The sequence below is a fragment of the Micromonospora sp. Utrum1 genome, assembly GCF_057197805.1.
In genome coordinates this window covers 3,371,908-3,398,651 of sequence record NZ_CM170071.1, presented here as the reverse complement: position 1 = coordinate 3,398,651, position 26,744 = coordinate 3,371,908, and the positions used below count along the sequence as shown (strand labels likewise).

General features: G+C 69.4%; 19 protein-coding genes and 2 pseudogenes. 16 read left to right on the top strand and 5 right to left on the bottom strand.

Features of this window, described 5'->3' with window-relative positions; translation table 11 throughout:
- Positions 1 to 8: 8 nt before the first annotated feature.
- From AC0OLQ_RS16060 to AC0OLQ_RS16030, 7 genes and pseudogenes are all read left to right on the top strand, one after another.
- Entirely contained in the window at positions 9 to 929 is a 921-nt protein-coding gene (locus tag AC0OLQ_RS16060; RefSeq protein WP_484531995.1) for a TrbL/VirB6 family protein, read from the top strand.
- A complete protein-coding gene (locus AC0OLQ_RS16055; protein ID WP_484531994.1) occupies positions 926 to 1,816 on the top strand; it encodes a PrgI family protein in 891 nt (296 codons plus the stop codon). Before AC0OLQ_RS16060 ends, AC0OLQ_RS16055 begins: the two co-directional genes overlap by 4 nt.
- Positions 1,813 to 3,564: a VirB4 family type IV secretion system protein gene (locus AC0OLQ_RS16050; protein WP_484531993.1), complete on the top strand. Its 1,752-nt coding sequence runs from the start codon at positions 1,813 to 1,815 to the stop codon at positions 3,562 to 3,564. Before AC0OLQ_RS16055 ends, AC0OLQ_RS16050 begins: the two co-directional genes overlap by 4 nt.
- The gene (locus tag AC0OLQ_RS16045) at positions 3,564 to 6,029 is read left to right on the top strand and encodes a type IV secretory system conjugative DNA transfer family protein (protein WP_484531992.1); all 2,466 of its coding nucleotides are present in this window, start codon (positions 3,564 to 3,566) and stop codon (positions 6,027 to 6,029) included. Before AC0OLQ_RS16050 ends, AC0OLQ_RS16045 begins: the two co-directional genes overlap by 1 nt.
- A gap of 209 nt (positions 6,030 to 6,238) precedes the next feature.
- Positions 6,239 to 7,093: a replication-relaxation family protein gene (locus tag AC0OLQ_RS16040; RefSeq protein WP_484531991.1), complete on the top strand. Its 855-nt coding sequence runs from the start codon at positions 6,239 to 6,241 to the stop codon at positions 7,091 to 7,093.
- A gap of 89 nt (positions 7,094 to 7,182) precedes the next feature.
- A pseudogene (locus AC0OLQ_RS16035) lies at positions 7,183 to 8,417 on the top strand (IS3 family transposase).
- 464 nt (positions 8,418 to 8,881) lie between these two features.
- The gene (locus AC0OLQ_RS16030) at positions 8,882 to 9,637 is read left to right on the top strand and encodes a methyltransferase domain-containing protein (RefSeq protein ID WP_484531990.1); all 756 of its coding nucleotides are present in this window, start codon (positions 8,882 to 8,884) and stop codon (positions 9,635 to 9,637) included.
- A gap of 511 nt (positions 9,638 to 10,148) precedes the next feature.
- On the opposite strand, the gene AC0OLQ_RS16025 is transcribed toward AC0OLQ_RS16030, so the two are convergent.
- Positions 10,149 to 10,796: a peptidoglycan-binding domain-containing protein gene (locus tag AC0OLQ_RS16025; RefSeq protein ID WP_484531989.1), complete on the bottom strand. Its 648-nt coding sequence runs from the start codon at positions 10,794 to 10,796 to the stop codon at positions 10,149 to 10,151.
- Between the two features lie 250 nt (positions 10,797 to 11,046).
- Entirely contained in the window at positions 11,047 to 11,799 is a 753-nt protein-coding gene (locus tag AC0OLQ_RS16020; RefSeq protein WP_484531988.1) for a hypothetical protein, read from the bottom strand.
- A 747-nt stretch (positions 11,800 to 12,546) separates the two neighbouring features.
- Between AC0OLQ_RS16020 and AC0OLQ_RS16015 the strand changes: the two genes are divergently transcribed.
- The 5 genes and pseudogenes from AC0OLQ_RS16015 to AC0OLQ_RS15995 all read left to right on the top strand — a co-directional run bounded on the left by AC0OLQ_RS16015 (position 12,547) and on the right by AC0OLQ_RS15995 (position 17,855).
- Complete coding sequence (locus tag AC0OLQ_RS16015; protein WP_484531987.1) at positions 12,547 to 13,236, top strand: hypothetical protein; 690 nt, start codon at positions 12,547 to 12,549, stop codon at positions 13,234 to 13,236.
- Between the two features lie 93 nt (positions 13,237 to 13,329).
- Entirely contained in the window at positions 13,330 to 14,061 is a 732-nt protein-coding gene (locus AC0OLQ_RS16010; protein ID WP_484531986.1) for a hypothetical protein, read from the top strand.
- 225 nt (positions 14,062 to 14,286) lie between these two features.
- Positions 14,287 to 15,510 (top strand): helix-turn-helix domain-containing protein, encoded by a 1,224-nt coding sequence (locus AC0OLQ_RS16005; RefSeq protein ID WP_484531985.1) that lies wholly within the window; start codon positions 14,287 to 14,289, stop codon positions 15,508 to 15,510.
- Between the two features lie 73 nt (positions 15,511 to 15,583).
- Positions 15,584 to 16,572: pseudogene (locus AC0OLQ_RS16000) on the top strand (DUF932 domain-containing protein).
- 263 nt (positions 16,573 to 16,835) lie between these two features.
- On the top strand, positions 16,836 to 17,855 hold the full coding sequence (locus AC0OLQ_RS15995) for a C40 family peptidase (RefSeq protein ID WP_484532362.1): 1,020 nt from the start codon (positions 16,836 to 16,838) through the stop codon (positions 17,853 to 17,855).
- 28 nt (positions 17,856 to 17,883) lie between these two features.
- On the opposite strand, the gene AC0OLQ_RS15990 is transcribed toward AC0OLQ_RS15995, so the two are convergent.
- Positions 17,884 to 18,225, bottom strand: a complete 342-nt coding sequence (locus tag AC0OLQ_RS15990) for a hypothetical protein (protein ID WP_484531984.1) — start codon at positions 18,223 to 18,225, stop codon at positions 17,884 to 17,886.
- Positions 18,226 to 18,306: 81 nt separating this feature from the next.
- On the opposite strand from AC0OLQ_RS15990, the gene AC0OLQ_RS15985 reads away from it, so the two are divergent.
- Positions 18,307 to 19,203 carry an IS982 family transposase gene (locus AC0OLQ_RS15985; RefSeq protein WP_484532264.1) on the top strand — a complete coding sequence of 299 codons (897 nt, stop codon included), beginning with the start codon at positions 18,307 to 18,309 and terminating at the stop codon, positions 19,201 to 19,203.
- Between the two features lie 1,348 nt (positions 19,204 to 20,551).
- Positions 20,552 to 21,115, top strand: a complete 564-nt coding sequence (locus tag AC0OLQ_RS15980; RefSeq protein WP_484531983.1) for a helix-turn-helix domain-containing protein — start codon at positions 20,552 to 20,554, stop codon at positions 21,113 to 21,115.
- A 166-nt stretch (positions 21,116 to 21,281) separates the two neighbouring features.
- Here the strand turns inward: AC0OLQ_RS15980 and AC0OLQ_RS15975 are convergent, their stop codons facing one another.
- On the bottom strand, positions 21,282 to 21,728 hold the full coding sequence (locus AC0OLQ_RS15975; RefSeq protein WP_484531982.1) for a hypothetical protein: 447 nt from the start codon (positions 21,726 to 21,728) through the stop codon (positions 21,282 to 21,284).
- A gap of 842 nt (positions 21,729 to 22,570) precedes the next feature.
- Between AC0OLQ_RS15975 and AC0OLQ_RS15970 the strand changes: the two genes are divergently transcribed.
- Both AC0OLQ_RS15970 and AC0OLQ_RS15965 read left to right on the top strand, forming a co-directional pair.
- Complete coding sequence (locus tag AC0OLQ_RS15970; protein ID WP_484531981.1) at positions 22,571 to 22,750, top strand: hypothetical protein; 180 nt, start codon at positions 22,571 to 22,573, stop codon at positions 22,748 to 22,750.
- Entirely contained in the window at positions 22,747 to 25,950 is a 3,204-nt protein-coding gene (locus tag AC0OLQ_RS15965; protein WP_484531980.1) for a 3-keto-alpha-glucoside-1,2-lyase-like domain-containing protein, read from the top strand. The genes AC0OLQ_RS15970 and AC0OLQ_RS15965 overlap by 4 nt, the downstream gene beginning before the upstream one ends.
- A gap of 217 nt (positions 25,951 to 26,167) precedes the next feature.
- Here the strand turns inward: AC0OLQ_RS15965 and AC0OLQ_RS15960 are convergent, their stop codons facing one another.
- Complete coding sequence (locus AC0OLQ_RS15960) at positions 26,168 to 26,710, bottom strand: DUF4240 domain-containing protein (protein ID WP_484531979.1); 543 nt, start codon at positions 26,708 to 26,710, stop codon at positions 26,168 to 26,170.
- Positions 26,711 to 26,744 lie beyond the last annotated feature (34 nt).

Below are 26,744 nucleotides of genomic sequence, written 5' to 3'. Positions count from 1 at the left end.
GGGCGGTCATGGTCGACTGGATGATGAACGGCCTGGTCAGCTGGCTCGCCGAGAAGGCCGTCGACCTCCTCGGCGGCCTGCTGGCCTTCCTGGCCTCCTCCATTTTTGTGTCGCCGGACGTCACCGTCCTGCCTCAGGTGACCTCGATCGCCGACAAGAGCGCCCTGGTAGTCAGCGCCTGCTTCATCCTCGCGATCATCGCCGTCGGTATCGCTGCGATGGTCGGCGACTCGGTCGAGATGCGCTACGGCATCAAGGAGCTACTCCCCCGGCTCGTCGTCGGGTTCGTGCTGTCCGCGTTCGCGGTCCCGCTGACCGGTGTTCTCATCGACGTCGCCAACGCCCTGACGGTGTCGATCGCCGGCACGTCCGCGCCGACCATCGAGGCGGTCACCTTCGTTCGAGCTCGTATCGCCGCGGCGATGACCGACGAGGGCTCCGCCCTGCTGATGGCTGTCATCGGGCTGCTCATCGTCGTGTTGATGTTCATGCTCGTCGGCACCTGGCTGGCGCGGATTGGGGTGCTGGTCGTCCTGGCCGGGATCGCGCCGGTGGCCCTCGCGTGCTACGCCACCCCATGGACGCAGGGTGCCGCGCAGTTGTGGTGGCGCAGCCTGCTGGGTTGCCTGGCCACACCCACGCTGCAGGCGGTCGCGTTCACGGCGGGCATCGACCTGCTGATCGATCCGGAGTCGAACCTGCCGATCCTGCTCGGCCTTCCGGGCTCGGACGCGGTGAACCTGATGCTCGTCATTGTCGTTCTCTGGGTCACGATCAAGATCCCCGGGATGATGCGCCGCTACGTGGCGCGTTCCGGGTCGTCGAATACGGGTGAGGTTCTGCTGCGTGCGGTGTTCATTCAGGGCGTTACCCGCCGTCTGCCGCTGCCGCTGGCTCGTGTAGGTGCTGCTGTGCGGGGTGGGCGATGACTGTCGAGGACACTCACCCGCGCGCGGTCGTCCCGGCCAACGTCAACGAGCCCGACCGGATCGCGTTCGGGCTGACGTTCCGGCAACTCGGCATCATCGGCGGCACAGGGCTTGCCGGGTTCGGTCTCCACCGCACGCTCGGGCACCTGCTCCCGCCGGCGGCGTGGATCGTCGCCGGGTTCGTCGTGTTCGCCGTCGCGGTCGTGGTGGCGCTCGGCCGCCGTGACGGCCTGCCTCTTGATGTGTGGCTGCGACACGGCTTCACCCTCAGCCGCAGCCCACGCACCCTTGCGCCGGGTGAGGCTCGGGTCAGCTCCGTCGCGGCGGTAGCGGGCGCGCCGTGCCTTCCGGCGCCGCTGCGTTCTCCGGTCACGGCGATCAGCCGGACAGGAGTCCTCACCAGCGAGGGCAGCGACAAGGTGTTGATCGCCTGCGGCACCACGAACATCCACCTGCGCACCGGTAGCGAGCAGGCTGCGCTGCTGGAGGGGTTCGGTCGGTTCCTCAACAGCCTGACCGGGCCAGCGCAGATCGTGGTGGCCGCGCAACGGCACGACCTGACCGTCTACGCGCAGGCGACCGTCGACTGTGCGCCGCGTCTGCCGCATCCGGCGTTGGAGGCCGCCGCCGACGACTACGCCGAGTTCCTCGTGGACCTCGACAGCCAGCGGGATCCGTTGCGCCGCCAGGTCCTCGCCGTCGTCACCGGCGCGCACGCGGCCGACCCGGCCGTGCGCGCTCTGTCCGGGCTCGGCGTCGAAGCCGCCGCGCTGGACGGGCCCGCCGTCGCGGCAGCCCTCGCGGCCGCGGTCGATCCGTTCTCTTCCCCGCCGCCTGGCCCCCGCGCGGTGCCCGGCGCCCCGATCACCCTACGGAGCACACCATGAACCTGCTGAAGCACAAGAGAAAGAGTTCTGCGGTCGGGGAGGGGATGCCTTCCCCGGCCGCGTTGTCGGTCACGCCGTGGCACGTGCAGGTCGGCGATGGCTACGCCGCCACGTATGCGGTGTGCGGCTACCCGGCCGAGGTCGGCCCCGCCTGGTTGGATCCGTTGCTTGCCTACCCTGGCCGCGTCGACGTCGCGGTGCACCTGGAGCCCGTTGTGCCGCAGCTTGCGGCGCCGATGCTCAAGCGTCAGCGCGCCCGCCTGGAGTCCTCCCGCCGCCTCGACGCTGACCAGGGGCGGCTGGGCGATCCGATGGTGGAGGCGGCAGCGGCCGACGCGGCCGACCTCGCCGAGCGGGTCGCCCGCGGGGCGGCGAAGCTGTTCGAGGTCGGCATCTACGTCACCATCCACGCCCGCACCCTCGACGAACTGGCCACGCTCACCGCGGGCGTGAAGTCCGCCGCCGCCAGCGTGCTCCTGGACTTGCAGCCGGCGACGTTCCGCCACCAGCATGGCTGGATCTCCACGTTGCCGGTCGGTGTGGATCCGCTACGGATGCGCCGCATCCTCGACACCACCGCCCTCGCCGCGGCATTCCCCCTCGCCTCAGCGGATCTCGCCGCCCCCTCCCCCGGCGTCGTCGCCCCGCCTGAGGGCGTGCTCTACGGGGTCAACACCGCCTCCAACGGGGTGGTGGTCTGGAACCGGTGGGCGCAGGACAACCACAACAGCGTCGTCCTCGCTCGCTCCGGTGCCGGGAAGTCGTACTTCGTGAAGCTGGAGGTGCTGCGCAACCTGTACCAGGGCACGGCGGTCAGCGTGATCGACCCGGAGGACGAGTACGCGCCCCTGGCCGAGCACGTTGGCGGCACGGTCGTGCAGCTCGGCCAGCCCGGCGTCCGCATCAACCCCCTCGACCTGCCCGCCGACGACCGGCCCGACACCCTCACCCGCCGCGGCCTGTTTCTGCACACGCTGGTCTCGGTCATGCTCGGGTCGGCACCGCCGCCGGCCGAACGCGCCGCCCTCGATCGGGCGATCACCGCCACCTACCACCAGGCCGGGATCAACGGCGACCCCGCCACCTGGACCAAACCCGCGCCGCTGCTGCGAGACCTGGCCGCCGTACTCGCCGCCGACGACGACCCTGCCGCCGGGCACCTTTCCGCGCGTCTCGCCCCCTGGACGGTCGGAAACTTCGCCAGCCTTTTCGACGGGCCGACCACCACCACCCCGGCCGGGCACCTGGTGGTGTGGTCGCTGAGGCACCTGCCCGACGAGCTGCGCACCGTCGGCACGCTCCTCGCGTTGGACTCGATCTGGTCAGGCATCGATACACCCACCGCGGGCGGGCGCCGGCGGCGGCAGCTCGTCGTGGTGGACGAGGCGTGGCTGCTGATGCGCGACGGCGAAGGCAGCCGGTTCCTGTTCCGGATGGCGAAGGCCGCCCGCAAGCGCGCGGCGGGCCTGTGTGTGATCACCCAGGACGCGGCCGACGTGCTGTCGACCGACCTCGGCCTCGCTGTCGTGTCCAACGCCGCGACCCAGGTGCTGATGCGCCAGAGCACCCAGTCCATCGACGCGGTGTCGGAGGCGTTCAACCTGACCGCCGGTGAATCGCGGCTGCTGCTGTCGGCGCCCCGCGGCGAGGGCCTGCTCGTCGCCGGCCGGAGCCGGATTCCGTTCCGCGCTGTCGGTTCGGCCGCCGAGCACAAGATCGCCGTCACCGGGATCGAGGAGGCCGAGTGATGACCCACCCGACCTGGACCGAAGAGGTCTCACACTGGATCATCGCCCGGCCATGGCTCGGCGTCCTCACCGCCACCGCGATCGTCGGCGCGGTGTTCGCCCATGACCAACTGCTCGCCTGGCGACACAAGCGACTCGTGACCGGCGCGCGGTGGCTGACCATCGCCGCCCCACCCGAGGTCACCAAGGAGGCAGCCGCCGCGTTCTGGACCACCCTCGTCGGCGTGCTCACCCCGCCAGGGTGGCGGCACAGGCTCTACGGCTACCCGCACGTCGGGTGGGAGTACACCTGGACCGGCCGCTCCCTGACCATCCGGGTGTGGGTGCCCGGCATAGTACCGGCCGGCGCGGTCGAAGCTGCCGTCCGCGCGGCCTGGCCCGCCGCGACCCTGACAATCGTCGACGCCGCCGCACCGATCCCGGCGGAGGTTGGCGAGGCGGTGGGTGGGGCGCACTGGCCGCAGCACACCGAGGTGCTGCCGCTGCGCAGCGAGCACGACCCCGATCCGCTGCGGGCGCTGGTCTCAGCTGGCGCCGAGGTCCGCGACCGGGAACATGCGTGCGTGCAGGTCCTCGCCCGTCCGGCATCCGTCCGCCGCGTGCGTGCGGCCAGGCGGTCGGCGGCCAGCACCGGCAATCATCCGCACGGGCGGCCCGATGTGGCCGCCCGCGCTGTCTCCGGGGCGGCGCGGCTGGCCATCGAACCCCTCCTGTGGCTCCTCGACGTGTTCACGCCCGGCCCGTCCCGGCCTCACAGCCCGGCACACGCCACGACGGCGCGGGCGGTAGAGCGGGACCCGGTGGCCGGCGCCGACGCCCGCACGATCGTGGACAAGGCCGTGCGGGTGCCGCACTTCGAGATCGCGGTCCGCTTCGCCGTGGCCGCGGACGCGGACAAGTCACCGCCGGCCCCAGAGCGGGCCACGCAGGTCCGCTCGCGCCTGCTCGGGCTACGGCACGCCATCGCCGCGGCCGCCGCGACCTACACCGGCCCGAACCGGCTGCGGCGCATGAAGATGCCGCAACCGGTCGCCACCCTCGCCGGCCGGCGGCTGCGGCGCGGGTTCCTGGCCACCGTGCCGGAACTCGCGGCCCTCGCCGCGCTGCCGCAAGACCTCGCCGTGCCGGGCCTGGACCGGGCGCGGGCCAAGGCCGTGTCAGCGCCCGTGCAGGTGCCCTCCGGCGGGCGAGGCGTGAAGGTGCTGGGCCGGTCGCAGATCGGCCGCCACAGCGTCGGCCTGACCGTGACTGACGCGCGGCAGCACGTGCATGTGGTCGGCAAGACCGGCGTCGGCAAGAGCACGCTGCTGCTGAACATGATCCTCGGTGACATCAAGGCCGGCCGCGGGACGGTGGTCATCGACCCGCGCGGGGACTTGATCACCGACGTCCTCGACCGGCTCCCCGCCTCCCACGCCGACAAGATTGTGATCGTCGACCCGGACCAGGAGAACCCGGGCTGCTTCAACCCCCTCGACGACCAGGGCGATCCGCACCTGGCGGTGGACAACCTGGTGGGTATCTTCGCGAAGATCTTCCAGGGCCAGTGGGGGCCCCGTATGGACGACACGATGCGGGTGGCGTGTCTGACTTTGATGCGGCACGCCAAACCCACCCTGAGCCTGGTCCCGTCGCTGTTGCAGGATCGGGAGTTCCGGGCCAGGTTCACTCACGGTCTGGACGATCCGGACGGGCTCGGCGGGTTCTGGCTCTGGTACGACGGCATCAACGAGCAGTTCCGCGGCCAAGTCATCGCCCCCGTCCTCGCCAGGCTACGCGCGTTCCTGCTGCGTGACTTCGTCAAGAGCGTGATCGGCAACGCCCACAGCTCATTCGACATGGGCACCGTGCTCGACGGCGGTGTCCTGCTGTGCCGGCTACCGAAGGGCATGCTCGGGGAGGAGACGAGCCGGATTCTCGGCTCGCTGATCGTGGCCCGGGTGTGGCAGGCCGCCATCGCCCGCGCCACCGTCCCCGAGCACCAGCGAAAAGACGCCTGCCTCTACGTCGACGAGTGTCAGAACTTCCTGACTCTGCCGGGCAGCGTCGGGGACATGCTGGCCGAGGCACGCGGGTTCCGCCTCGGGCTCGTCCTCGCCCACCAGGACCTCGCCCAACTACCCAAGGACGTCGCCGCGGCGATATCGGCCAACGCACGGTCGAAGCTGTTCTTCACCGTCGACCCCGCCGACGCGCGGGAGCTGTCCCGGCACACCAAACCCGAGCTGGATGAGCACGACCTCGCCCACCTCGACGTCTACACCGCCGCCGCCCGCCTGCTGGTCGGCAACCGGGAACTACCGAGCTTCACGTTCGCAACCAACCAGCCGGCGCCGGTCGTGGGCGAGGCAACCGCGATCCGGCAGGCATGCGCCGCCGCCCACAGCCGCACCGACGGTGAACCGCCGATGCAGCAGCTCGCCCGCACGGCGATGAAGCGGCGCATGACCGAACGCGACCGCTGACATCCCGGGCCGGCTCGTTCGAGGGCTCGGCTGGGTGCGGCACAGGGGGCTCGTTTGGGGGTGTCCGCGACACGAGGCCCCACACGAGTCCCCTCCGCCCGGCCTGTCAGGCGCCTGAGCTGCCCAAACCCGCCGGCCGACAGGACCGAAGCCAAGATCAACCTATCCCGACTCCCTACGGGATTCTCTCTTCACGGGGTGAACCGCCTATGCCGCAATCACGCTCTGCCAGCCTGCTGGCCATCTATCCCCACATCACCAGCCGCGACCGCCGGCTGCTCCAACTCCTCGACGACCACCAGGTCCTCACCACCGACCAGATCCACCGCATGCTGTTCCAGGCCCGCCGTACCTGCCAGATCCGCCTCAGTGAGCTGGCCGCCCTGGGCCTGCTGGACCGGTTCCGGTTCGCCCGCACCGGAGGCGGCAGCCAACCATGGCACTGGACGCTCGGCCACCACGGGCACCGCTTCCAAGCCGCCGCCCACAACCGGCCGGAACCCACCGCCCGGACCAGCCGTCAAACTGTGCAGCGGCTGTCGGCCAACCCGCACCTGACCCACCTGCTCACCGCCAACGAATTCTTCGTCCGGCTCACCGCACACGCCCGCCAGCACCCGGAGGCGCGGCTGGACCGGTGGTGGTCCGAAACGCTGACCACCAAGCAGTACCGGACCATCACCGCCGACGGACACGGCCTGTGGAGCGTCGCCGACACCACCGTCGGGTTCTTCCTGGAAGCCGACACCGGCACCGAAGCACTGCGCAGCCGGGTGGTCACCAAGCTCGACCGGTACGCGCAGCTGATCCGGCGCGGCTGCCCCCGATACCCGGTGCTGTTCTGGCTCGGCAGCGAGCAGCGCGAAGAACACCTCCACCGGCTCCTGCGTGGCCGGCCCGGTGACGTCCCGGCCGCGACCGCCACCCACCACAACGACCCCGCCGAAGCGGTCTGGCTCCCGGTCGGCGCCACCGGCCGGGTCCGGCTCACGGCGCTGCCCAGCGACCACGGCCATCCGGTGGCGGACAACCCGAACTACGACGAGGGCGTCTTCGTGCTCTGACAGGCCCTGATGTGACTACCAGCGATTGTTGGCACTTTGTCCCGCACCGGGTTTGATGGAGACATCGAAACCTGGGAGGAACACCAGCGATGCCCGCACCCAAGAAGTACAACGATGAGCTGCGTGAGCGTGCGACGCGGTTGGCGGTCGAGGCTCGCCGGGATCCGGCGTCCGCGGTTGGAGCGATCCGGCGGATCGCCGGTCAGCTCGGGGTTCATCCGGAGGCGTTGCGGACGTGGGTGAAGAAGGCCGAGACCTACGCCGGTGAGCGGTCGGGCATCACCAGCAGCGACGCGGAACGCCTCGCCGTGTTGGAACGGGAGAATCGTGAGCTGCGGCGGGCGAATCAGATTTTGAAGTCCGCGGCGTCTTTCTTCGCGGCGGAGTTGGACCGTCCGTCGCGATGAAGGTCGACTTCGTCGACTCCCAGCGGGTCGAACACGGTGTCCAGCCGGTCCTGCAGGCGCTCGAAGACACGCCGGCACAGATCGCACCGTCGACCTACTACGCCGCCAAGACCCGCCCGGCCTCGGCCCGGTCGCGGCGCGATGAGGAGCTGACCGCGATGATCGAGCGGATCCATGCGGAGAACTACGGTGTCTACGGCGCTCGCAAGGTGTGGCACGAGCTGCGCCGCCAGGGCGTGCCGGTGGCCCGGTGCACCGTGGAGCGGCTGATGCGTGAGTCTGGGCTGCGCGGGCTGCTGCGCGACAAGTCACCACGCACGACCCGGCCCGCAGCCGAGACCGGCCGCCCCGGTGACCTGGTCAAACGGGACTTCACCGCGGAACATCCGAACCAGCTGTGGGTCGCCGACCTGACCTACGTGCGCACGAGTGTGGGCTGGGTGTACGCCGCGTTCATTCTCGACGTGCACTCCCGCATGATCGTCGGCTGGCAGGTCGCCACCAGCCTCTACACCGACCTGGCTCTCGACGCGCTGAAGATGGCGATCTGGCGCCGCGAGAGTCAGGGTGCTGACCTGCGTAAACTGGTCCACCACTCGGACCGGGGAGTCCAGTATCGAGCGATTCGCTACACCCAGCGGCTCGCCGAGGCCGGCGCCGTCGCCTCGGTCGGGTCCAAGGGCGACTCGTACGACAACGCGATGGCCGAGGCGTTCAACTCCCTCTACAAGGCCGAACTCGTCCGCAACACCGGCCCGTGGCGCGGGCTCGACGACCTGGAGATGGCCACCGTCGAGTACATCGACTGGTACAACAACCGCAGGCTGCACGGCGAGCTCGGGCACATCCCGCCCGCCGAACACGAGGCACTACACGCGATGACCCAGCCGGTCACCGCACCCCTGAAAACCAGCTAACCAACTCTCCATCAAACCCGGGGCTTGACACTTCTCTGTCCGGCGTTGGCACCCAGTGACACCGGCGAAGCCTTCACGTCAGCACGCCAATAGGCAACATGTGCCGCAACGACGATCGGCGCCGGAGCCTGGAATACGAGTCGGCGCAGCGCGGCCAGGCGACCGGGGAGCGCTGGGACACCGAGGTCCCGGATGAGTGGGCGATCGTTTCGAGAGTGAGGGGTCGGCCTGGTTGGCTGGAGCCAGGGCTGTGTCTGGTTTGATCCCGTGTCGCGCTGACACAGCACGCGGTCGGGCGTGAGGATGTGGGCATGAATTCATCGCAGCCAGTCGTCGACCCCGGGTCCGAGCCGGACACGACCGCGGGCGGGCCGGTGAATCCTGCTGGCGCGCGGTCCAGGCCCCCATCGCCGGACTCGCCTGGGTCTTCCCCGGATCACCGCTACCTGCTCGACAACGCGAGGGTGGAGGCGGGCGAGCGGTTCACCTGGCTGGCCGAGCTGTTCGACGGTGTCACGCGTGGGCACTTCGACCGGCTCGGAGTGAGGGCGGGCTGGCGCTGCTGGGAAGTTGGTGCCGGGGGCCCCAGCATTCCCGAAGCACTCGCCACGGCCGTCGGACCAACCGGTTACGTGCTGGCCACGGACATCAATCCGGCCTGGTTGGACCCGCACGGCGGCTACGAGGTACTCCGGCACGACATCGTCGGGGACCCGCCGCCGCGGCCAGGCACGTTTGACCTGGTACACGCGCGGCTCGTGCTCGTTCACGTGCCCGACCGTGCCCGGGCGTTGGCGACGTTGGTGGCGGCGCTGCGGCCCGGCGGTTGGCTATTGGTAGAGGATGCCGACACCGAGCTGCAGCCGCTGGCCTGCCTCGATGAGGTTGGCCCGGCGCAGCGGCGCGCCAACCGGCTGCGGCGCGCCGTCCGGGAGTTGATGACCCGCCGCGGCGCCGATCTGCGATACGGCCGTACGCTGCCGCGGGCGTTGCGTGCGGCGGGCCTAGTCGATGTCACGGCGGCCGGCTGCTTCCCGGTCGGCGGGGTAGCCTGCGACCGGCTGGAGACCGCGACGGTGCGCATGGTCCGCGCCGAGTTGCTCGCCGCAGGGCTGGCCAACGACCTCGAGATCGACGCGCACCTGGCCGCCGTCGATGCCGGCGAGCTCGACCTCACCCTCGCGCCGCTGATCTCGGCTTGGGGACGCCGCCCAGGCTAAGCAGTCTGCCTGAAGTTCCGCATGTAACTGGGTGGCAGCTTGGAGCGGCCGGCCGGCCGGCCTTCACACCACCGTGATCACAACTCCCGACGGGACCTAGGCGTGCCGGGGTTTCGGGGTTTGTCGCGGCCGAGCACCCCGAGGTGCGTGGAGGACACCGGATCGCGCGTCCCACATCGTGACCTGCTCTTGTATGGCGGTGGCGACCAGATCACCTGATGGCGAGAACGCGATCGACAGGCAACTGTCGTCTCCGAGCCTCAGCGGCGGCGTGGCCTCGTGCGCTTCGATGATCTCTGGCGTCGTTCCGACGCGTTCTACAGCGGCTCGTGTGAGATCCGGTGGTCAGGAGCCGGCAAAGACGGCGCGTGGCTCCAGCTCTGGGAGTGCGCCGGGACCGCCAACCAGAAGTGGTGCACCGGCTGAGTGACGGACGCACGGCTCGTCCCCCGGACATCGGGAGACGGGACGCCGGGCACCTCGTCCGCGGTGGGTCCGCTACGGCGCCGGATCAGCTCCGCTGGTATTCCTCCCAGGTGAGCACGGGGCTCACCACCGGCCCGTCGTCGGGACCCCGGTTCGCCAGTCCGTTGAGCCCGAGGTAGTAGTCCCCCGCTTGGTGCTGCGCCGGCGCCGACTGGTCGGTGTCGGCCAGCGCCACCGCGTGGATGTGGTAGGGCCAGTTACCCTGCGCGGGCGTCCGCAACCAGGCGGCGAAGCCGACCCGGCGCAGGTGCCGGAGCACCGTGGTGCGGTAGATGCCGGACATGCCGTCCACCGCGAGGTCCAGCGCCCCGCCGCCGTCGTGGGTGCCGGCCGAGGTCGGGTCACTCGTGCTGTACGAGCCCTGGCTGATCGCCAACTGGCGGCCGAGCAACCGCTCGGCCTCCAGCAGCATCGTCCTGGTCCGGCTGTTCACACGGGCGCCACGGAAGTCCAGGACACTACCCGGTGTCAGCGGTCGGACCACGGTGAACCGCTGGTCCCCCAGTGTCCGCAGCGAGGTCAGCCCCGGCAGGCCGGTGGCGTCGAGGCCCGCGTACCCCAGGGATCGCTGGTAGGCGGCATACGCGGCCACGGTGCTGGTGCCGAAGTGACCGTCCACGTAGGTGACGGCGAGCAGGCCCCGGTCCCGCAGCGCCCGTTCGACGAGGAGCACGCTGTCGTGGCTGCCGGCGGTGATCGCGGTGTCCGCCCGCCTCGGTCGATCTGCGCCGCCTTGATCAGCGCCTCCATGTCGACCTCCGGCAGGGCCGCCCTGCCCGGACCGGCCGCGAGCAGCCCGGCACTGACCGCGCCGAGCGTCGCGCCGGCCGCGCGGCCGAGCAGTCGCCTCCGGTCCAGCAGGGTGGCCTCTGGCCGGTCGCGGCGCCCGGGTCGCCGCCCCGGCCCGGCCGGCGTTTCCGGCATCACCAGGCCGCCGGCAGGTAGGCGACCGACCAGCCGCGGTAGGAGCCGTGGTCGAGGTAGCCGGCCACCCCGACCCCGCCGCCGACCGAGGTGCCGATCACCTTGCCCTCGCCCAGGCTGATCGCCACGTGCCCGGTGCCCACTGAGTTGTGGTACCAGACCAGCGCGCCCCGCGGCGGGATGCCGGAGGTCTTCAGGTAGCCGTTGCTGCTTTCCCAGTCACCGCCGATCTCCGCGGTGTTCCAGCCCGAGCCGCCCCACCCGTACGCCTGGGCGACGAAGGCCAAGCACAGGTTCTCGTAGGCGGTGGAGCGGTACCGCTGGAAGGCCCAGTCGATCGCGCCGTTGGCGGATCGCGGGTTCGTCTTCGACGACGGCTCCTCGCCGACGTAGGCGCAGCTGTTAACGACCTGGCCGTCCGAGCCGGTGTGCACGTAGGCGTCGGAGACCATGCCGCCGTTGGACAGCAGGTCCCACAGCGTCGTGGTGCCGTAGGTGCCGGTCACCGACTGGCCGTTGGTCTGGCACAGCAGCGTGACCGTCGACCCGTCGGACACGGTGCGCCAGGCCGCGTAGCCGGTCCCTGGTCCCGACCGGACGCTCAGCGCCGTGCCGGAGGTGTTGATGGTGCCGGTGGCCGAGTCGGCGTACGCGTACGCCGTGCCCGGCGCGGTCCCGATCAGGACGACGGAGAGCGCGGCGGCGGCGACGGCGGCGACCGGGCGGAGCGATACATTGACAATCTTCCACATGACTGAGGAAGCTAGCGGCTGCCCGCGGCCCGGTCCACGCCTGTTTGGATATTCGTGCCGTAGGTGCCTATCGACACGAAACTAACCTTCACGCTTCCGGTAGCCCACCAGCGGCGGCGACCGACGGCAGGGCGGGGGCCATCTGCTGGGGCTGTTTCCAGGCAGCCACGAGAAACCGCGCGAAGGACTGCCGCACGCCGGTGCACCAGCATGCCGCTGGCGCCCGCAATAAGGCGCTCCCCGGCAAGTGCGGCGACGCCCGGTGTGCAGCATGGTGAGGCCAGCGGCCGGTCCGGGGGCGGGTTTAGCACGAAGAGCCGCGCTGAGCAGTCCCGCGACGGCCTGTTCCCGGTCCCGTCGCCTCCACCGTCGCACCACCTGGGCATGATCGCGCCGACCGAGCGCTTGGCGGACGCCCACTGCCAGCTATCGGTGGAGTCAACCTGACAGCCACGCAGGCGGTTCTGTCAGTGCAGCTCAGAGGCATGGTCGTGATTCCTGACAGGGGCTGTGCTGTCAGGTCACGCAGCTACGGTGCAGCTTCTTCTATTTGCTCGCACCGCCGCCCGTCTGCCCCTTCCGCAGCCTGCCCGCGCCTGCGGGATCACCCACAGCCCACCCCTTCGGTCGGCTCGTGATCCACGCCTCGCGCCCTTCACGGCAGCTCGCCGGCTCAGACGCCGCGGCCCGGTGGCACCACCACGCATCCACCCCCTGCCCACCCATTCAAGAAGGGAGCACCCTGTCATGGTCAAGCCCAGGCAGCTCACCATTCGCGTTGTCACCGTCTGCTTCGCCCCCGGCGATGACATGGACTGGTTCGCCGCCTCCGAGAAGGTCAACGACGTGCTGCACGCCAACGGCACCCCGACCCGCCGCTACCATGTCCGCCACCGCCCCCTGATCGGCTGGCTGACCCGCTTCTTCCGCTACCACCTGCTCCACACCGCCCGCCGTTTCGGCTCGATCACCCTGGCCGCCGGCGGCCGCAAAGGTCGCCTCGACCTGACCGGCACCGCGGCCAAGGCCGCCGAACGTGCCGCCCGGCGCTGGCACGCCTGGAACACGCACATCGCTGCGACAACCCGCCCGGCGCGGACCTGGGAGGACTACCTCGCCCAGCACCACGCCGACCCGGCCAAGGTCCCCCTGGCCGAGGCCCGCCGCCGCTTCGAACAGCAACCCCGCGTCCTGGCGATGCTCGCCCACTCCTTCGACCCCTACGAGCTGCCCGTCTACCAGGCTGGGGAAGCCACCTACGCGGGGCTGTACTGGCGCATCGCCCTGATCGGCGAAGCGCTGATCACCACCGACGGCCGTCTCCTCCTCTCTGCCAGCGACTCCATGGCTGACCGGTTTCGCTTCCTCAACGAGGCATGCGGCTACCTGCGCGACCTGCCCCGCAGCGCACGACTGTGCGCCGTCGCCATCGCCTAAACCCCTATCGCCGAACACCAAGGACCGGTCGCAGCCCCGCTACGACCGGCCTTCGGCATGCCCACAACCCGCCCCGCCAGCAAAGGAGACCGCGTGTTTCTGACAGATCCCGCCCTACGGCGCATCGCCGCCGACACCAACGACGTCCTGCCCGAGCACCTGTGGCGCCATGACACCGCCACCCTCGACGCCCTCGGCGACCTCGCCCGCGTCCTGCACCAGACCGCCCTCGGGTTCAACGACAGCACCGCCACCCTCGACAAGTCCCTCACCCGGCTGGGAGAGCTTGCCGAGGCAGCCCACCAGCAGCTGGCCGCCCGCGCCGACCTACACCTGTCCGGCTACCACCAGGCGCTGACCGACGCACTCGCCGCCCGCGAGCGGCACATCGTCCTCGGGACCATGCTCGTCACGGCCTACCGCGGCTGGCGCAACCACCGACCGATCGGCCCCGCCGACGAGCGGCATCTGCTGCTACAACCCGGAGACCCCTCCCGCGGCGTGGCCGTCCTGAATCCGCAGGAGCCGCACACGTGGCTGGTCTTCCCCGACGCCGAGGCCGCCAGGGCCTTCGACATCCCCTACCCGTGCCGACTTGTCGGCGAGGTCACCCAGACCGACGCGGGCTGGACTCCGACCGCGTACACGAACCTGCAGCATCGCCAGACCCAGCCCGGCCTGACCTACCCGCTGCCGGTCTGTGACGACCTCGCCTCGGCTTGCCGGTCATTGCTGCGCTGGTGGCACCTGCGCCACTCCGACGCCTGGCGCAGCCGCACCCCCGGCCAGCTCACCCCGGTCGAACTCGCCCACCTCTGCGCCTAGGTTCCTGCGGGCCGGAGCCGACGAGCCCACCGCCGCCGGCCACCGGCCCTCGGCGGCACCACGTCGCGTCAGGTCACCGAGCCGCAATCAGCAGCACCCGACTACGGCAGCGCCCAGCTCCACGCGTCTGCCGTGCGGACCGCTGCCCGCGACCCGGCGCACCACCGCCCGACAGAACAGCGCGGCGGGCGTTCCAACCCCTAGTTCCCAAGGAGGGAATCGCACATGGAAAGTCTGTCCCTGACGCCTGCCACGCAGGCTGTCCTCGACGCCCTGACCGAACTCGGCCGAGGCAACGTCCACGAACTGGCCGCCAAGTCCGGCAAGGCCCGGTCGACCACCGACAAGGCGATCAAGACCCTGGCCGACGCCGGTGTGATCGTCGCGGTGGACACCGACGCCGACCCGGCCGACGGCACGCCCACCCAGTGGACCCTCGCGAGCCAGGTAGAGGACCCCGACGCAGCCCCGGACGACGTCGACCGCGCCGACGAGCGCGCCGGCATCGCGGACGAGGCCAACCTCGCCGACCCGGACCTTGACGACGCGGCCGACGAGCCAGACACCGGCGATACCGAGCGAACCGATCAGCCGGACGACGGCGAGGGTGGGACTGCCCCGGACGACGCCGGCGCCGACACGGAGGACGAGGCTGGCCAGACCGAAGACGGCGACGAGGACGCCGGCGGCGAGGACAGCACGAGGGACGACGAGAGTCCCACCGTCGCCGTTGTGCAGGCGACGCGTCCCGGGGACCGCAAGGTCATGGCCATCAAAGGTGTCCTGGCCGACTACGGCGACGCCGGCGCGACCCTCGATGTGATCGTGGCGGAAAGCGGCATCGGTCAGCCGACCGCGACCCGCCTGCTCACCGCGATGGAGCAGGCCGACGCCGCCCGCCGCCTACCCGGCGCACCGCAGCGGTGGATCCCGGGCCCCACCAAGGCCAGCGAGGTCGACCCGAACCCGGAGCCGCCCCGCTGCCCGCTGTGCCACCAGGTCATCCGCGGGCTGGCCACCGCGCCGAGCGCCACCGCGGCGGTGCTGCCCCTCATCCGCCCGGATGGCACGCTGCACGTCGTCGGGCCGGACAGCGAGACCCACGTCGTCACCCTGCCCACGCGCACCCGCGGGACGGGCGTCGCTAGGAGCGTGGGCCGGCGCGGCGACGGGACCGTCAACACCGACGGCAGCCAGCCGTTCGGCCGGGGCGAGCTAGAAAAGCTCACCCTCGACGTCCTGGCCGCCAAGCCGGGCCAGGCGATGACCCCGCAGGACATCGCCACCGCGATCGGCGGGCAACTCGGCCGCACGGTCAGCTCCGGGGCGGTGCGCAACAACTGCACCAAGGCCGCCGCCGCCGGCCGCATCCTCCTGGTCTCCGACGCGCCGCTGACCTTCGCCCACCCGACGCCAGCCGACAACGGCACCGCCGCCCAGCAGTCCTGACCCCCACCATCCCCATCCACCCCGGGGGCCGAGCCCGCTGGGCTCGGCCCCACAGCATCGAGAGGAGAAACCCGTGCCGCACGAACTCGAAACGTTCGCGGACGGAACCACCGCCTTCGCCAGCGCCCGCCTGTCGGCCTGGCACCAGCTCGGCACCGTCACCCAGAACACAATGAAGGCCGAGGAGATCATGGCCGCCGCCCGACTCGGCGACTGGGGCGTACGCACCATCCCCACCGTCGGCATCGACACCGTCGACGGCGTCGAGGTGCAGATCCCCGCCGACGACAAGCGCATGACCGTACGCCGCAACCCCGCCACCGGCGAAACCGAGTACCTGGGCATCGTCGGCACCGACTACACCGTGGTCCAGAACGAGCAGTGCGCCGAGATGCTCGACCGCCTCGTCGATCAGGTGGGCGGCGCCCACTTCGAGACCGCCGGCGCCTCCGCCGCGGCAAAAGCGTGTTCGTCACCATGAAGCTGCCCGACGCGATGGAGATCGCCGGGGTGGACCGCCTGGACATCTACCTGATCGGCACCACCTCCCACGACGGCACCGCCGCCCTGCGAGTAGACGCCAGCCCAATCCGAGTCGTCTGCGCCAACACCCAACGCGCCGCCTTCGCACATGCGGTCGGCCACTACACGTTCCGGCACACCTCCAACGTCAACTCCCAGATCAGCCAGGCCCGCGAGGCACTGGGCCTGATGTGGAAGTACGTAGAGACCTTCGAGAAGGCCGCCGAACGGATGCTCCAGACCGAACTCACCATGCGCGAGTTCGAGAAGGTCGTCGCGCAGGTGTGGCCGGTCAAGGACAACGCCTCCGAACAGACCCGCAACAACGCCAAGCAGCGGCTCGGCACCCTCAAGTACCTCATCCGCGAGGCCGACACCCAGAAACCCATCACCGGCAGCCGCTGGGCCGGCTACCAGGCCATCACCGAATACCTCGACCATTACCAGCCCGCCAAGAACGACGCCGTCCGCGCCAACCGGGTTGTTACCGGCAACGTCGGTGACCTGAAGGTGGCCGCCTTCGACCTGCTCAAGGTCTGACCTTCCTCATCCACCCCCAGCCGGGGGCGGCGGTGGCCCGTGCCGCCGCCCCCGACCCACAGAACGCGACTTACCCAAGTCACAACCGAGCCATCAAGGAGGGATCAGACCGGGCGGCCAACCCGATAAACAGCCACATCCGCCCACGACACGACCCGCGGCAGTCGCTCTCTCCACCGGCTGGTCAGCATCCCCGCGTCACTGTCCCGGCCGCGCGTCCGCGCGGAGACCGGCCCTTTTTGTGTTCCCAGAAGGGCAACACCATGATCAAGACCGTCATCGGAGCAGTCACCGTCGTCATCGTGGCTTGCTTCGGACTGCCCATGCTGCTGCTGTCGGCCATCACCGGCGGCGGATCCAGCGGATGCTCGATCTTCGTCCCGCCCGCCGTGCGCACCTCCGGGCAGCCGCCCAGCGCCGGCAGCTGGGACACCGAGCAGTTGGAGAACGCCGCGACCATCATCGACGTCGGCGTTGCCAAAGGCGCACCCCGCTGGGGTTGGGTCATCGCCGTCGCCACCGCCATGCAGGAATCAGGCCTGCGCAACCTGCCCCACCTCGGCGACAACAACGACCACGACTCCATCGGAGTGTTCCAGCAGCGCCCGAGCCAGGGCTGGGGCAGCGTCGCGCAACTGTCCAAGCCCGCCTACCAGGCGGGCAGATTCTTCGACAAACTCCTGACCGTTCCCGGCTGGGAGTCGATGCCCCTCACCCAGGCCGCCCAGGCAGTCCAGGCCTCGGCCTTCCCCGACGCGTACGCCGTGTGGACCGACGACGCTGTGCACCTGGTGGAGCAGCTGACCAACACCCTGACGAACTGCGCCGCCGATGCGCCCGCCGCCCTCCCGGAGGGGTTCGCGCTCCCCGGCAACACCCCGCCCGCCGTCACGACCGCCATCTTCTGGGCTGTGAATCAACTCGGCACCCCGTACCACTTTGGCGGATCATGCACCGACCCGCACTCCGGCAACCCGGACAAACAGTGCGACTGCTCATCGCTGATGCAGGCGGCGTACCGCGCGGCCGGCATCTCCATCCCCCGCGTCACCACCGACCAGGCCAACGCCGGTAGGGCCGTAACCGACCCGGCGCTCCTGCTCCCGGGCGACCTCATCCTCATCCCGGGCAGCCAAGGCACCATGGCCAACCCACGTCACGTCGGCATGTACCTCGGCGAAGGACTTGTCATCCAAGCCCCGAAGACCCGCGACGTCGTCAGGATCACCCGCCTGAGCAGCTGGATCAATCAGATCGCAGCGCTTCGTCGCATCGTCAACTAATCACATCAGCGAGCATCCACTCGACCAGTCAGGAGCGATCTCTGAACCAGTTCAGGATCCCTCGGGCATCCCTGATCTCGTTCGACGACGCCCCGCTCTGACCGTCATCATCCTGGTACTCGTAGTCGCGGCGGATGCCGACGTCGTCGGTGAACGTGTCGGTGAACGTCTCCCGCCGCGTGTACTTCCCGTCGGAGCTCCAGCCATCACGGCTCGTGGTGCGAGTCTCCGAACGGCCCTTGTAGGTCTCGTCGTACTCGTCGACGAAGTTGGCCAGGAAAGTCACCTCGTCGTCCTTCAGGCGCGCACCGGAGACGTCCAGGTGCTCACCGATGCGGTCGCGGAGCCGCTTCTTCTCATGCCGATCCACCTAGACGAGTGATTCCCAACTCTGGGTTGGGCGGCGTGGCGGGTTGACCAGCACAAGAAGAGAGGGCATCGATGGTTGTTTGTGAAGACAGACCTCGACACCCTCTTGACCGCACTGTACGTCCTGATCGACGACCACGTCATCCCGCCGCATCGACGTGGGCCGGGCCGACCCAAGCGGCTGTCCGACTCCGAGCTGGTATGCCTGGCTGTGGCCCAGGTGCTGCTGGGTGCCCGCTCGGAGCACCATTGGCTGCGCCTGTGCTACGGCCGGCTCGGGCATCTGTTCCCGTACCTGCCCAAACAACCCGGATACCACAAGCGGGTCAAGGCCGCCGCGCCGCTGATCTGCCGGGCCACGCTGTACCTGGCCACGCTGTGCCCGTCGTGGCGCGACGACCTGCGGTTGCTGGATGCCACCCCGGTCCCGTGCGGCACGTCTCGGCCCACCGTGCAGCGTTCGGCGTTGGCAGAGATCGCCGGGTACGGCTACTGCGCCTCCCATTCGCGCTGGTACTGGGGGTTGAAGCTGTACCTGATGACCACCGCCGAGGGAATGCCGGTGGCGTGGTGCCTGGCCAACCCCAAGATCGGAGAGCGGGAGGTGGCCGAGGAGTTGCTGGCTCACGCCCGCGAACTGGGCTCGCTGTGCAGCGGCATGGTGGTGTTGGCGGACAAGGGCCTGTCCGGCAAGCAGATCGATCGGTACGCCGCCGAGCAGGTCGGGGTGCTGCTGGCCCGCCCGGACCGCAAGGACGAGCAACGCCGCTTCGGCAACCTCGCCGGTGTCCGGCAGTGGATCGAGTCGGTCAACGACACCCTGAAAGGCCAGCTCAACCTGGAAGGACACGGTGGGCGCACCCCGGCCGGAGTGTTCGCGCGCGTCGCGCAGCGGCTCCTCGCGATGGCCGCAGCGATCTGGCACAACTGGCGGACCAACGCACCCGTCAAGCGTTCCTTGATCGCGTACGACCACTGATCAATTCGGAATCACTCGTCTAGTTTTTCCCTCTTCCCATCCGGTGTTCTGGAATCCGCCTGATCCGAACGATAGGTGTGTCCGCAAGTGCTTGGCTGCGCACTGCCGCTCCTCGTCCTATACCACCGCGGCGCCCATACCAGGCCTCCCTGCGTCAGCCCGTCGCTGCCGAACCGCGACTAGCGATCCACTTCTCGTACTCCTGCGCGATGATCGTCATGTCGCCGATGACGGCAACGTCCGGTCACCGCGCCACGCGTGCGTTAGGGCCTCGGCCGTGCACGTGCAGATGGCGTTGGCAGCGTAGCCCGCATGCCGCCCTCGCCTTGACGGAGCCAGTCGAAGCCGTGGTCCACGAGGAATACCGTAGCTTTCGCGTACAAGCACTCCGCCAGTTGCCCCCGCCGCGTGACAGCTCATCGAGCGCCGCGCCAACCGGACTGCTGATCTTCAGCAAGCATCCTGACGTGCGGAAGCGTTCCGCTCCGATCGGTCATCGCCCTCAACGGAGCAGCCCTGCACCGTTTACGCCTGCCCGGCGACGGGGGACAGCCCGCGTCCCGCTGCGGCAGCCGGTGGCGGCGAGTCCCGCGCCGAGGGCTGGTCGGCTCCCTGGGCCGGCCGGGCGCGCCGAGCCAAGCCTCGGGTAACGGACTCAGCGCCCGTACGGTGTCGGGCAGGTGCAGCCGGGATCCGCCCGTCGGGCAGCCGCTCCGGGCCGCAGATTGCGTGCGGCTCAACCGACGTCGTGGCGGAACCGCAGACACGTGTGCTGTGACCTGGGGTGCTGTGACCTCCGGTGCGGTGACCTGCGGTGCGGTGATTCCAGCACCAGGGCGGCGGCCCGCTGTAGCAGTGCGCTCAGCTGCCGGGAACCCGTGAGTCATATCGGATCTGCGGCGCCGATGACGTCCGCTGGCGGTCCCGGCTGATGTGGCTTGACCCCGGCGACGGATTGAGCGTCGATCGGGTCCGCCGGTGGCTGATCCGTCGGCGGCAGTCCGCACCATCACCCCACCGCCTGACAGGGCCTGCTGACGAAGAGGCGCAAGAGATGCCAGTCCCGGATTCGGCCTACAAGCTCCGCCATAGATTCCGGCCGTGAGCGATCGCACGACGCGCCTTCACCGCCGACTCAGGTATCCCGGCATACCCCGCCCCCGCGGCGGCCAAGACCCGGCTCTCACGCCGATCGTCGACAGGTTCCCGGACGGTGAAGCACGCCGCAGCAGCTGAGTTCGCCTACCTATCGCACCGCCGCACGAAGCGCCGGCGGTGCCAACCCAGAGATCGGCCCGGGGCGCCACGACAGGCATCCCGGACCCAGACGGACGGAGATACGCAAGCCATGAGTCAAGCCGTCAAGGCTGCCCTGATCACCACGAAAGATCTTGGGAAGAACGAGCGAGCGGTGGCCATCGCCATCGCCGCCCATGCCAACCGTGAGGGCAACGCCTGGCCTTCCGTGGCCACCCTCGCCGAGTACGTCGGCTGCTCCGAGCGCACGGTGCAACGATGCCTGGCCAAGCTCGTGCAACTGGGTCGCCTCGTCGTGTCGAAGGTCGCCGGCATCGCCACCCGCGTCTATCGGCTGGTGTACACGAACCGACGGACTACAGCCGCAGTGGGGGTGACAGAACAACCGGCGGGGGTGACAAATTCGCCTGCCGGGGGTGACAGCCAGCGTGTCACCCGAAGTATTGAAGACCAATTGAAGGGCGACGCGCCCGTGAGGCCTCCAGCGTGGCGGCGGTTTCTGCCGACGAGTCGGCGGGCTCCGGTGCCAGCCGGGACCGACTGGCGACGCGCGGCCACGCCAAACGCCGGCGGCCGGTGCCAGCGGCCTGGGCATATTGGTCAGCCCGCTGGCCGCTGCGTCCCCTGCCGTTCCGAGGCGATCGAGCGCAGATGAACGGCCGGACCGGCTGACCAGGTGCTGTCGGCTCTGCGGTGGAACTCCGTCGCGCCGAGCTGGAGCACGAGCACGCGGCTGGGATGCTCCTGCCGGTAGACGGCGTAACGGTCTACTCCCACCACTGAAGTCGCAAGCCATCCTGGTCTCGAAGCCCGGAGGCCATTCAGGATCCGGTCGTCTGGTATCTGCGGAGCGCAGCTTCGGCGACCTGGCGGAGGTATTTGTCGCTGCCGGGTTCGTTGCCCTGCTCTTGGACGACCACCAAAGTGTTTCCGATCCGGACGAGGATGCTGTCGCCCTCCAGCGTGTCAGAACCGGACATCATGCTGCTGCTGACGTACATACTGTCATCGCCCAGCCGCGGCCCTGGTGCCACTGCGAAGCGGTACCTGTCGCCGATGCCAAGGCCGGACGACACGACGAGGGTGGGGCAACGGCTGATGAAGGTTCGCAGGTCGGTCATTGCTCGCCGTGCACCGTCACCGGCGTAGGTCCTGAGGATTTCGTTTCCCACCCAGAAGCCATCGGGACCCGCGTCATAGCCGAGGGTGGCTGCGGCCATCGCTGACGGAGTCCCGCTCAACCGCGTGGCCGACAGCAGCGGGATCATGCTGGCCGAACAGGGTGCTTGACCGCCTGGGCGTTGCTCTCCAGCATCCGCCGGCATGACTGTCGCGATCTCCACAGTGAATCCGGGCGGCAGTGAGTCCGTTGTCACCAAGCGTGCGGACAGCGTCGCGGAGTAGCCGCGTCCGCCGGTCGCCGGAACTGCTGGGGAAGCTGGCCTCGTGGCTGCGGCCGAGCCCGTCGCCTGTGCCGTGGATGGGGTCGTTTTGCCCGCTGATCGATCGGCTGTATGAGCCGTTGAAGAACCGCACGCGGTCACCATGCAGACGGCCACCACCGCGACCGATCTAGGCAGCACCATCCTGAGTACCGGGCAGACTCCACCTCTCGCGCGCGACGCGTCAGGCTACCAGCGCGTGCGAACACATCCCCATCTGTGCCGCTCTGAGGCCTGGGCAGTGTCTGGACCGGCGACCACCACCAAAATCGCGCTGCGCAGCCTCGCCGACGCTGGCTCGCCCTCCAAGCCGAGATCGAGAACCTCGACAGCCGTCTGGCCGTCCTCGTCACCTCCCCCGCCCCGCATTTGGGTCACGTTGCCTAAATTCGGCATCGACACTGCCGGGCCGTCCCCTTGTCGCCGTACATGCCGTCGGGGTTCATCGAGTAGTCCCACCACCGGCCGGTCTTGATCTCTATACCGTTGACACAGAGGTGAAGGCGCCCCGGCGTCTGGCGACCATGACGATCGAGTCGATGGTCGTCCAGGTCACGGCCTGGTGAACGGGTGCGACGGGTCAGCGGGTCCGCCGGCAGCACGGTTCCGTGCGCGAACTCGGATGCCGGCGAGCCAGGCGTCGAGCGTGCCGTCCCGGCGGCCGGAGCGTGACGCCCTGCGGCGAACAGGCCAGCCGACTCGCGCTGCTGTGGTCGGTGACCGGCGGCGAGCCGCAGACGTACGTCGAACTCGACGGCTGCCACCGGATCATGCTGGTCGACCATCCGGGCGCCTCGATCATCGGGCAGGGCGATGCCGCACCGGCGGGGCTGATCGACAAGCCGTGACCTTTCGGTGGTTCGGCACCTATCCCGGAGCAACCCACTTTCATTCAAAAATTCAAAAGTTGAATCGTATCTATCTAAAGATTAGCGTGTGGCTCATCGATCTTTTGTGCTGCGAGATCGAAGACGCCGGCCAAGGGAGGCGAGCCCCACCGATCCTCCCGGCCGGGCCCCCACCACTCGCACCAGGAGGAACCATGACCGCACCGAACGGCCGGCACCGACGCCGGAGAGCCGCGCTCGCGGCCGCAGGTGCCGCTTTGGCGACCCTGCTAGCTGCCGTCCCCGTCACCCCGTCCGCGGCGGCGCCCGTCAACGCCGACGTCCCGCCCCAGGAACCCGGCGTCACCCTGCGCTCATACGACATGGTCGTACCACTGTCGGCGCTGTGCACCCTCAAACCCGCACAGACTCCGAACGTCGACAAGCTGATGCCGCAGATCAACTGGACCAGCACCGACGAGTTCGGCCTGTCCGACCGGTTCATCAGCCACGCCATCGCCAACCTCACCGTGCCCACCGACGGGGAGTACACTTTCCGCCTCACCAGCGACGACGGGTCGCGGCTGACGATCGACGACAAGCTCGTCGTCGACCACGGCGGCCTGCACGGCGAAACCTCCAAGGAAGGGTCGCTCACCCTGACCGCCGGCCTGCACCCGTTGTTCGTCGAGTTCTTCGAGAACGGCGGCGGCCAGGTGCTGCGGCTGGAGTGGCGTCCCCCGGGCGCGAGCGGATTCGAACTCGTGCCGGCCTCCGCGTTGAGCACCGAGGCCGACGTCGTACGCGTCACCGCCCCGGGATGGAAGTACTGCGAGGGTGCGACCGACTCGGCGGGAGACGGCCTTCCCCTGGATCGGGTGCACCCCGGCTACACGCTCACCGACCTGCGCCCCGAAGGCTTCAAGCCGCAGGTCACCGGCATGGCCTTCCTGCCCGACGGCGATCTGGTGATCTCGACCTGGGGTGGCACCGACAACGCGACCGGCGAGGTCTACCTGGTCGAGGGCGTCACCGGCAAGACCGGCCCCGAACAGGTCACCTACCGCAAGTTCGCGCAAGGGCTGCGCGAACCGCAGGGAGTGGCGGTGGTCGACGGCACCGTCTACGTCAGCCAGAAGCACGAGCTGACCGCCCTGCGCGACACCGACGGCGACGGCGTCGCCGATGACTACCGGAGGGTGGCAACCTGGCCGTGGGGCGGCAACTTCCACGAGTTCGCGTTCGGCCTGCTCTACCGGGACGGGTACTTCTATCTCAACCTGTCAGTCGCCATCAACCTTGGTGGCGCCACCACCGTGCCCCAGCCGGCGCGCAACCGCGGCACGTCGATCAAGGTGAACGCCGCGACCGGCGAGATCACGTACGTCGCCGGCGGCCTGCGCACCCCCAACGGCATCGGCTGGGGACCGCGCGGCGAGGTCCTCGTCACCGACAACCAGGGGGGCTGGCTGCCCGCGAACAAGCTGGTCCAGATCAAGCAAGGGGCGTTCTACAACCACTACACCACCCCCGCGGGCCCGTATGACGACAAGGCGGTGACCCGTCCCATCGTCTGGCTGCCGCAGAACGAGATCGCCAACTCGCCGTCCACGCCGGTGCTGCTGAAGCAGGGGCCGTACGCGGGGCAGCTGGTCGTCGGTGACGTGACCTACGGCGGCCTGCAGCGCGTCTTCCTGGAAGAGATCGAGGGGCAGTACCAGGGCGCCGTGTTCCGGCACACGCAGGGCCTGGAGTCCGGCATCAACGAGGTGGCCCTCGGCCCCGACGGCGCGCTCTACGTCGGCGGCCTGGGCGCCGGCGGCAACTGGGGCCAGGAGGGCAAGCTCACCTACGGCCTGCAGAAGCTGACACCCAACGGCACCTCGGTCTTCGAGGTCAAGCAGATGCGCGCGTCGCATGTCGGATTCGAGCTGGAGTACACCGAGCCGCTGTCCGCCGAGACCGCGCAGCAGCTCGCCGACGCGTACCAGGTGGAGCAGTGGCGCTACGGCGCCACGAGCCAGTACGGCGGTCCGAAGCTCGAGCTGGAGACACTCAAGGTGGCCAAGGCCGAGCTGTCGGCCGACGGCCGCACGGTCGAGCTGCAGATCCCGGGACTGAAGGAGAACCGCGTGGTGCACGTGCGCTCGCCGCGTCCGTTCTCCTCCGCCGGCGGCGAGGAGCTGTGGAACACTGAGGCCTGGTACACGCTCAACGAGATCCCGGGCCGCGTGGTGCAACCGCAGACATTCTTCGAGGCCGAAGAGGGCCGAACGGTCGCGGTCGGTATGGCCACCGACCACGCCGCCTACTCCGGCGCGGGCTTCGCCGCCGGGTTCACCGAGAACGGCTCGTCGACCCGGATCTCCGTCGACGTCGGCGAGAGCGGCAGCTACGACCTGGCGATGCGCTACAGCAACGGCCCGAATCCCTACTCCGGGCAGAAACAGCTGAGTTTGTACGTCAACGGCGAACGCGTCGAGCAGACGGTCTTCCCCTCGACCGTGACCTGGGAGGAATGGGGGACGGTCACCTCCACCGTGCCGCTGAACAAGGGGCGCAACGTGGTCGAGTACCGCAAGGAGGCCGCGGACTCCGGACACGTGAATCTCGACGTGCTCGCGGTGCGGCCGCACGGCAAGCGCGTCACGCTGTTCAACGGCCGCGAGCTCACCGAATGGCAACACACCGACGGACGCGAACCGACCTGGACCGTCGCCGACGGCGCCATGACGGTGCGCAACGGTGACCTGCGCACGGTGCAGGCCTTCGGGGACTTCCGCCTGCACCTCGAGTTCAACCTGCCGCTGTACCCGCCGGACGTGACCGGCCAGGCACGCGCGAACAGCGGCGTGTTCCTGCAGGACCGCTACGAGATCCAGATACTGGACTCGTTCGGCATCGACCCGCCTCAGAAGAACGACGCCGCGGCCATCTACAACCAGAAGGCCCCCGACGTGAACGCGGCGCTGCCGCCCGAGACCTGGCAGACGTACGACATCGTCTACCGGCAGGCCCGCTACGACGCGGCCGGCAAGAAGGTCGAGAACCCGCGCGTCACGGTGGTCTGGAACGGCGTGAAGGTGCAGGACGACGTCGAGATCCTCGGCCCGACCGGCAGCAGCCGGCCCGAAGGCCCGGCGACGGGTGCAATTCGGCTGCAGGATCACGGCAACCCGGTCCAGTACCGCAACATCTGGATCGAGCCCCTGGACCTGTAGGTTCGCCGGCGATCAGAACGCGGGTGGTCGGGTACCGGTTCGCCGGCCCGGCCGCCCGCGGCCTGGATGGCCCGACAGCTTGTGCCCTGGCGCAACGGAGGTCGTCGTGGCAATAACGGTTTGGCGCGGGGCGTCCCGGTGACATCTGGATACTTCACGCCGACGACCGGCCGGTGCGCACGCACGTCGGCTATGACGGTGCTCCGTGGCAGATCCGCTAGCGCGACTTATCCATGAAAAGTGCCGCGAGCCTCGGCAGACGCCGGCGGACCTCGTCCTCGTCCTCGAAGTCCCAACCCTGGCCGAGCTCCGGGTATCTGCCGGTGACCGGCTTGGGCAGCTCCATGCACCCTGTCACAGCCGCATATGCGTCCCATACGATGCCATACATCGTCTCGCATTCGAGATCGAACGCGCCGTCGACCGCAACGCGTTGGACGACCGGCAGGTCGGCGAGCGTATCGGGGTCTTCCACGGCGCGTTCGAACGTCTCTCGCCCCTGGGTGAGCAGCCAGCCGCGGAAGTACTCGAAGCCGTCGTCGGAGCAACCGCCGTTGATCAGATAGGCCGCCTGCCACAGGTCCCACCGGTACGATTGCGCACGCAGGTCCCACAGCGGCTGCGCCAGTTCCGCGATCCTGTCGATCGGCAGGGCAGTCAGCAGCCGCAGTGTCTGTTCGGCGATGTCCTCGGCGTCCGAGGGGTCGGCCGCAGACTCCCGAGCCTTCGCCACCACGTTCCAGAACTTATCGACACTCACGACGCGGGAGTATGACAGCTGTCTCCGACTTCAC

Coding starts and splice junctions, on each gene's coding strand:
- AC0OLQ_RS16055 (WP_484531994.1), top strand. CDS start 926: ATGACTGTCGAGGACACTCACCCGCGCGCGGTCGTCCCGGCCAACGTC.
- AC0OLQ_RS16050 (WP_484531993.1), top strand. CDS start 1,813: ATGAACCTGCTGAAGCACAAGAGAAAGAGTTCTGCGGTCGGGGAGGGG.
- AC0OLQ_RS16040 (WP_484531991.1), top strand. CDS start 6,239: ATGCCGCAATCACGCTCTGCCAGCCTGCTGGCCATCTATCCCCACATC.
- AC0OLQ_RS15980 (WP_484531983.1), top strand. CDS start 20,552: ATGAGTCAAGCCGTCAAGGCTGCCCTGATCACCACGAAAGATCTTGGG.
- AC0OLQ_RS16045 (WP_484531992.1), top strand. CDS start 3,564: ATGACCCACCCGACCTGGACCGAAGAGGTCTCACACTGGATCATCGCC.
- AC0OLQ_RS16005 (WP_484531985.1), top strand. CDS start 14,287: ATGGAAAGTCTGTCCCTGACGCCTGCCACGCAGGCTGTCCTCGACGCC.
- AC0OLQ_RS16020 (WP_484531988.1), bottom strand. CDS start 11,799: ATGTGGAAGATTGTCAATGTATCGCTCCGCCCGGTCGCCGCCGTCGCC.
- AC0OLQ_RS15995 (WP_484532362.1), top strand. CDS start 16,836: ATGATCAAGACCGTCATCGGAGCAGTCACCGTCGTCATCGTGGCTTGC.
- AC0OLQ_RS16060 (WP_484531995.1), top strand. CDS start 9: ATGGTCGACTGGATGATGAACGGCCTGGTCAGCTGGCTCGCCGAGAAG.
- AC0OLQ_RS16015 (WP_484531987.1), top strand. CDS start 12,547: ATGGTCAAGCCCAGGCAGCTCACCATTCGCGTTGTCACCGTCTGCTTC.
- AC0OLQ_RS15975 (WP_484531982.1), bottom strand. CDS start 21,728: ATGATCCCGCTGCTGTCGGCCACGCGGTTGAGCGGGACTCCGTCAGCG.